The sequence below is a fragment of the Synechocystis sp. CACIAM 05 genome, from assembly GCF_010222815.1.
Taxonomy (GTDB): domain Bacteria; phylum Cyanobacteriota; class Cyanobacteriia; order Cyanobacteriales; family Microcystaceae; genus Synechocystis.
Genome location: NZ_CP019225.1, coordinates 1,833,156 through 1,839,785, shown reverse-complemented (window position 1 = coordinate 1,839,785; position 6,630 = coordinate 1,833,156). Strand labels below are relative to the sequence as shown.

The 6,630-nt window shown below is 47.6% G+C and carries 8 protein-coding genes and 1 other RNA gene; 7 read left to right on the top strand and 2 right to left on the bottom strand.

Annotated elements, in window-relative coordinates; all coding sequences use genetic code 11:
- Positions 1-6: 6 nt before the first annotated feature.
- The 7 genes from BWK47_RS08815 (at position 7) to BWK47_RS08785 (ending at position 5,619) form a co-directional block, all read left to right on the top strand.
- Complete coding sequence (locus BWK47_RS08815) at positions 7-300, top strand: DUF6883 domain-containing protein (protein ID WP_237270000.1); 294 nt, start codon at positions 7-9, stop codon at positions 298-300.
- Between the two features lie 19 nt (positions 301-319).
- Positions 320-565: a DUF4926 domain-containing protein gene (locus BWK47_RS08810; protein WP_237269572.1), complete on the top strand. Its 246-nt coding sequence runs from the start codon at positions 320-322 to the stop codon at positions 563-565.
- Positions 566-658: 93 nt separating this feature from the next.
- On the top strand, positions 659-2,317 hold the full coding sequence (gene pyrG / locus BWK47_RS08805) for a glutamine hydrolyzing CTP synthase (RefSeq protein ID WP_162328354.1): 1,659 nt from the start codon (positions 659-661) through the stop codon (positions 2,315-2,317).
- On the top strand, positions 2,304-2,906 hold the full coding sequence (gene leuD, locus BWK47_RS08800; protein ID WP_010872920.1) for a 3-isopropylmalate dehydratase small subunit: 603 nt from the start codon (positions 2,304-2,306) through the stop codon (positions 2,904-2,906). The genes pyrG and leuD overlap by 14 nt, the downstream gene beginning before the upstream one ends.
- Before the next feature lie 131 nt (positions 2,907-3,037).
- Positions 3,038-4,000 carry a pentapeptide repeat-containing protein gene (locus tag BWK47_RS08795; RefSeq protein ID WP_010872919.1) on the top strand — a complete coding sequence of 321 codons (963 nt, stop codon included), beginning with the start codon at positions 3,038-3,040 and terminating at the stop codon, positions 3,998-4,000.
- Between the two features lie 5 nt (positions 4,001-4,005).
- Positions 4,006-4,380, top strand: a complete 375-nt coding sequence (locus tag BWK47_RS08790; protein WP_237269571.1) for a DUF4359 domain-containing protein — start codon at positions 4,006-4,008, stop codon at positions 4,378-4,380.
- A 135-nt stretch (positions 4,381-4,515) separates the two neighbouring features.
- Positions 4,516-5,619: an AI-2E family transporter gene (locus BWK47_RS08785; RefSeq protein WP_162328352.1), complete on the top strand. Its 1,104-nt coding sequence runs from the start codon at positions 4,516-4,518 to the stop codon at positions 5,617-5,619.
- Positions 5,620-5,712: 93 nt separating this feature from the next.
- Here BWK47_RS08785 and ssrS read toward each other — a convergent pair.
- A non-coding RNA gene (gene ssrS / locus BWK47_RS08780) (6S RNA) lies at positions 5,713-5,898 on the bottom strand.
- Positions 5,899-6,040: 142 nt separating this feature from the next.
- Positions 6,041-6,625 (bottom strand): CPBP family intramembrane glutamic endopeptidase, encoded by a 585-nt coding sequence (locus BWK47_RS08775; protein ID WP_162328351.1) that lies wholly within the window; start codon positions 6,623-6,625, stop codon positions 6,041-6,043.
- Positions 6,626-6,630 lie beyond the last annotated feature (5 nt).

Here is a 6,630-nt window from a genome sequence, read left to right as displayed (position 1 = left end):
CTCCTATTGACACGTCTCTTGATGAAATTATCCGTTCTTACTGTGGCATTTGGCGTCTCAGCCTTATTTGAAACTACTATAACAATAGATAACCAAGACTTTCTTATTACTAAGCTCAGAAAAGTAGCCGCTCATTATCAAAATTTTGAATTGACAGATTCTGACCAGTACGGAGAAAGTTATGTGGCTGTTTTTCCCATGACCACTACCACTGGAACAGCGAAAGTACTTAGTGCTTGGATAATCCGCCCCGGGGAGACCTATCCTCGACTAACCAGTGTTTATCCCATTCGTAATTAGCATCAAGGAAATTACACTTATGGACAACCTTCAACTACATAGTCTTGTGGCGTTAAAAGAAGATATTAATTCCAAGCTTTTTCTGACAAACCAGCCAATTCTATTGCGTCAGGGACAAGTTGGGACAATTATTGAGATCCTGGGAGGAGGGGAAGCTTTTGAAGTCGAGTTTGCCGATGGAGATGGTCAGGCTTATGCCATGTTGGCGGTTCCCAGAGAAAAATTAATGGCTTTGCACGATCAACCAATCTTGCTAGCAAGTTAGGCAGTACTCAATTGGAGGTTAGGTTTAGTTATTGGCTGGTATCTCCGGTAAAATGGGCGGGGATTTAAGCGCACTTTGTAGGGAGTTTGGCCAATGTCGAAGTTTGTTTTTGTGACTGGGGGAGTGGTCTCCAGCATTGGTAAAGGCATTGTGGCCGCTAGTCTGGGACGGTTACTAAAATCCCGCCATTATTCCGTTTCCATTCTTAAGCTTGATCCTTACATCAACGTGGACCCCGGTACCATGAGTCCCTTTCAGCATGGGGAGGTGTTTGTCACTGAAGACGGAGCCGAAACGGATTTAGACCTGGGACACTACGAGCGTTTTACCGATACTTCCATGTCTCGCCTCAACAGCGTTACCACCGGGTCCATTTACCAAGCGGTGATCAATAAGGAACGGAGAGGGGCCTACATGGGGGGCACTGTACAGGTTATTCCCCACATTACCAACGAAATTAAGGAAAGAATTCTCCGGGTGGCCCAGAACACGAACCCCGATGTGGTGATCACAGAAATTGGCGGCACCGTGGGAGATATCGAATCCCTACCATTTTTGGAAGCGATTCGCCAATTCCGCAAAGAGGTGGGTCGCCATAACGTTATCTATATGCACGTTACCCTCATTCCCTGGATTCCCGCCGCTAAGGAAATGAAAACCAAGCCCACCCAACACTCGGTTAAGGAGTTACGTTCCATCGGTATTCAGCCGGATATTTTGGTCTGTCGTTGCGATCGCCCGTTGCATCCAGGTATGAAGGAAAAGTTATCGGAATTCTGCGACGTGCCGGTGGAATCGGTGATTACGTGTCAGGATGCCAGCAGTATTTATGAAGTGCCCTTAATTTTGGAAAAGGAAGGGTTGGCCCACCAGACCCTAGAACTACTGAGAATGGAAAATCGATCGCCAGATTTGTCCCAGTGGCAATCCCTGGTGGAAAAAATGCAATCCCCCCACCATGAAATCACTGTGGCCCTGGTGGGTAAATACGTCCAACTCAGCGATGCCTATCTTTCCGTGGTGGAAGCTCTGGGCCATGCGGCGATCGCCAGTGACAGCAAACTCCACCTGCGTTGGATCAGTGCTGAGGAGATTGAAGCCCAGGGGGCAGCCACCTTTCTGAAAGATGTGGACGGCGTGTTAGTGCCCGGTGGTTTTGGCATTCGGGGGGTGGACGGCAAAGTCCAGGCGATCGAATATGCCAGGGAAAATCAACTGCCCTTTTTGGGCCTATGTTTGGGTATGCAGTGCTCCGTCATCGAATGGGCTAGAAATGTGGCCAAATTACCGGAAGCCAACAGTGCGGAATTTGAAACGGAAACCCCCAACCCAGTCATTAACCTTTTGCCAGAACAACAGGATGTGGTGGATCTGGGGGGCACCATGCGTTTAGGACTTTATCCCTGTCGCATTGCTCCGGACACCCTCGCCTTTTCCCTCTATCAAAAGGAAGTGGTGTACGAACGCCACCGTCACCGCTATGAATTTAATAACTCCTATCGCACTCAATTCACCGATACTGGTTTTGTGGTCAGTGGCACCTCCCCCGACGGCCGCCTAGTGGAAATCGTTGAATATCCCCACCATCCCTTTTTCATTGCCTGTCAATTTCACCCGGAATTCCATTCCCGTCCCAACCAAGCCCATCCCCTTTTTAGCGGCTTTATTAATGCGGTCTTAAAACGTCGCAATGCCCCTGCTAAGATAGCGGTTAACTGCCACACCGTTACCGAAGATCATGAGCCAAGTTAAACAAATCCAGGGTAAGGCCTTGCCCCTAGTGGGGGATGACATCGACACTGACCGCATCATTCCCGCTCGCTTTTTGCGTTGTGTCACCTTTGACGGTCTGGGGGAACATGTTTTTGCCGACGATCGCCAGCAACAGGGGGGCAACCATCCTTTTGATCTGTCCCAATACCAAGACGCCACAGTGTTGGTGGTCAACCGCAACTTTGGTTGTGGCTCCAGCCGGGAACACGCTCCCCAAGCCATTATTAAATGGGGTATCAAGGCCATCATTGGGGAAAGTTTTGCTGAAATCTTTTTGGGTAACTGCTTGGCCAACGGTGTGCCCTGTGTCACTGCCCCCCATGGTCAGATTGCCGATTTACAACAAGCCATTACCGCCGATCCTAATTTGGCAGTGAATTTAGACCTAACCACCGCTGCCGTTACCTACGGCGATCGGAGTTTTCCCGTAATTCTCTCCGACGGGGCCCAGCAAATGTTGCTGGATGGCCAATGGGACACCTGTGGTCAACTGGTGCAAAATCAGGGGAAAATTGCCGCCACCGCTGAAAAATTGCCCTATCTCCATTGGCAAACTTCCGCCGCCTAGAACCTATTGCTTTTTTCCGTTGGGTGTGTTGGTAAGTCAGCTTTTTTGGGCACAATGCCCACAGAGTTGGTTTATGTCTGGTCGTCAGAACACACCGCTTTGCTCTCCCCTCCCACCACCGTCAGGACATAATGGAAACTGAGCAACTTCTTTGGCAATATGGCCAGGGCACTAGGGATTTCAGCCGCATTGAACTACATCATGCCGATTTAATCCAGTCCGATCTAGTGGGCATTATCCTCAACCGGGCCCTGCTCGCATATGGCAACTTCAGCGGCAGTAATTTATCTGAAGCCCAGCTACGGCGTACTAACCTAAGCCATGCCCGTTTGATGGGAGTGAAATTTGTCGGGTCAGACCTGACTGGCATAGATTTAAGCTATTCAGATCTCAGTTGGGCGGACTTAACCGATTGTGACCTCAGTGGAGCCAATTTGGCCTATGCCAAGCTCAAGCAAGCCCGGTTAATACGGACAAATTTAGAAGGGGCTAACTTGGCGGAAACCGATTGCCAGGGAGCAATCCTAGAAGCAGTTAATTTCAGTCGAGCGGATTTGAGTGGGGCCGATCTCACACGAGTTGATCTGGCGGAGGCTAATTTCAGTCGGGCAGATTTGAGTGGGGCCGATTTTCGCAAAGCCAACTTTGACCATGCCAATTTGTATAAGGTGAATCTAAGTCAAGCCCAATTACGTCATGGCACAGTGGAGGAGGCTTTTCTGCAGGGAGCAGACCTCAGTCAAGCTAATTTGAAAGGGGCGAATTTAGGCAGGGCATTGATGAAGGAAGTTAACCTCAGTTTGATTAATCTATCGGAAATTCATCTTAAAGCTCTCCCCAACAAGGAGCAGATTAACTGTGCCGGTTGCGCCCTGCGGGGCACTATTTTCCAGGGAGCTAATTTCCAGAATGCTAATTTTGAGTATGCTTTGATGGAAAAAGCTTTATTGGCCGGGGCCATACTCCGGGGCGCCAATTTAATCGATGCCTGTTTACGGGGGGCAGACCTACGTAATGTCAATTTTCAAAATAGTCACATTAGCGGCATAAACTTGGCAAAAACAATTATGCCCGATGGGAGTGTACATCCCTGATGAGAATGTTATCGGTGTTTGGGGCGATCGGAGGGGTGATGGTATTGGCCAGTGGTGCTCTGATGGCGATCGGCAATCCGGGCAAGCCTGACTATGAAGACTACGCAGTGGAAACCCTCAGCACCTATCTAAAAAACGAGATTTGTCCCAAAGCGCCTGCGGATTTTGGCGGCTTCGTGCAGAGTTATTGCAAAACCTTGGTGGATGCAGGACAACCACAAATTAAACAAATCATCGCCCAAACTACCAATCAGCAAAATTTTTTGTTGTTTAGTATTTACCAAACCACCCTAGCTCTGCCGGATCCTTTTCCTACCTATGAGTTTCAAACCATTGGGGTAATGAAACAGTTTTATACCTATCAGGCCATGGAAATCTGATCTTCTTTCTAATTAATCTAAAGGTGTTTTTGTGCCATAGCCAAGGCCTTTGAATACTTTTAAATAAGCTCCATAAATATTTTTTTGGCCTGACTATAAACTTAATCATTTATTCTACTTTTGTGGCTATTAATAATGACTCAGTTAATTAAATCTTTACCGAGTTGGCTGAAGCTAATGTTGATTTTCCCCATCTTTTTTCTGAATGGGATTTTGCTGAGTTTGATTATTAATCGCTTTCGGGAACTCTTTGACTACATCATCATTGCCACTCTAATGACTTTCCTGCTCAAATTAACCATCAATTTTTTGGTCAGTAAAGGGATTGGTAAAAGGCTGGCAATTTTTGCTGTCATCACCATCAGCTTTGCCCTCATTGCCTTGGGAGGCATCACCGTTATTCCCTTAATGGGTAATCAATTGGGCAATCTTTCCCAAGATATTCCCCGTTGGCTCAGCGGCAGTCAAGAGCATTTAGCCAACCTGAAAAACTCTACTTTGTTTTTAACTTTGGATAATGCGGGGGTCAATGTCGATGATTTATTTCAGAAAGCTTACCTAACTTTAAGCAAGGAATTAGACCGCATCGGGCAAATCAGTTTAAAAGTATTAACGGAAACCATTGGTGGGGTGGTAGATACCCTGGTCATTCTGGTTTTGACTATTTTCTTGCTGGTGGGAGGAGATACTTTTTGGCAAGGCATTCTCAGTTGGTTACCCTCACCCTGGCAAAGAAAAATCCCCCAATATGCTGGTGAAATTTTTCGAGATTATTTCATTAGCCGTTTAATTCTTGCCGCTGGTTCCAGTGTGGCTCGGTTAGTGGTTTTTATGGCGTTGGGCATTCCCTACAGCATTCTTTTTGCCTTCAGTTTGGGGTTAGCTAGTTTAATTCCTTTTGCTGGAGCGGTAGTTACTCTGATTGGAACCTTAGTTTTGTTATTAAAAGGCTGGGTTGTAGCGGTGAAATTTTTTGTCAGCGCCATTGTCATTGACCAAATTACCGACAATGGTGTTGCGCCTAAATTAATGGGGGACAAAATTGGTTTAAATCCGGTCTGGATTTTAATTTCAATTTTTATTGGGGCAGAAATAGCCGGCTTACTGGGCGTGTTGCTAGCCGTACCGATCGCCAGTGTGATCAAGAAAGTGATTGATGATATGCGAGCTGGAAAAACTGAGAACGAAGAAATCGATACTGAGGAACAGGTAGAAGTACTGCCGGAATCCCTGGCTTAGGGCGTTGGGTTAACTATGGGGAATGAGGGAAAAAATCGGGAGCAATTAGCTCAAACCCGTTCTGGGGGGAGGGATAAACCTGAGAAGCAGAGGAGAAGCACCACCACGCCGTTTTACCTCAGTTTATGACCTGGTGTAACCAGGGGGGAGTCATCAATTCTCGTTTTCGTTTCCGGGTACGAGCCCGGTCTACTACCACGCAGAATGCACAGAGACACCCTTATTTTTCAAGCATAGATCAAAAAACGTTGTTGGCAGTCACCAACGCGGTAGTTACTTCCCTGATATTATAACTCCACCTCCCGGCGATCGGGCAATGGGGCTAGCCTCCGAACAGAGACGTTAATCGAGTTGGAATTCTTCCAGATGACGCACTAAGGGGAACCAAACTCAACCTAATTTAGTTTCACTAATTACCCTTTTACCCTTGACGGTGGTTGAATTTCCATAGGGCACTGGAAACCCAGTTGGTGAGAATGTGAGCCACAATGGGCACCAGTAAATTGCCGCTGGCGATCGCCCCATAGCCCAACACCAGCCCCACCACCGTGGCCCACACCACGTAGGGCCATTGCTCAGCACTGCTGAGATGCAATATGCCAAAAACCAAACTGGAAACCACCACTGCCAGGGCCCCGGCCCCCAGAGCCGACAGCATCACTCCCCGGAATAGTAATTCTTCACTTAATCCAGGTAATAGCCCCAACCAGAGTAAGTCAGCCCACACTAAGGGTTTAATCACAAAGGCTAGGTAGGCATCGGCACTGGCTCGATAGGCGGGCCAAAGTCGGTAAATTAACCCACTGGCCAGAATAACTGCCGTTGCTAAACCCAACCCTAATAAAGCGTCTGGGATGTTGAAACTAATTTTCAACAGGGTGACATCCCCCCACCATTGCCAGAGCTTAGCGACGATCAGCAGTAATACCGCTGTGAATCCCATCACCCCCAAAATTTGGGTACGATTCAAGGGCTCCATTTCGGAAGGACTATTGGATGAAGACACAGATA

What these genes read in the sequence shown, in the direction of transcription:
- pyrG (WP_162328354.1), top strand. Translation starts at nt 659, where the DNA reads ATGTCGAAGTTTGTTTTTGTGACTGGGGGAGTGGTCTCCAGCATTGGT.
- BWK47_RS08810 (WP_237269572.1), top strand. Translation starts at nt 320, where the DNA reads ATGGACAACCTTCAACTACATAGTCTTGTGGCGTTAAAAGAAGATATT.
- BWK47_RS08785 (WP_162328352.1), top strand. Translation starts at nt 4,516, where the DNA reads ATGACTCAGTTAATTAAATCTTTACCGAGTTGGCTGAAGCTAATGTTG.
- BWK47_RS08795 (WP_010872919.1), top strand. Translation starts at nt 3,038, where the DNA reads ATGGAAACTGAGCAACTTCTTTGGCAATATGGCCAGGGCACTAGGGAT.
- leuD (WP_010872920.1), top strand. Translation starts at nt 2,304, where the DNA reads ATGAGCCAAGTTAAACAAATCCAGGGTAAGGCCTTGCCCCTAGTGGGG.
- BWK47_RS08790 (WP_237269571.1), top strand. Translation starts at nt 4,006, where the DNA reads ATGTTATCGGTGTTTGGGGCGATCGGAGGGGTGATGGTATTGGCCAGT.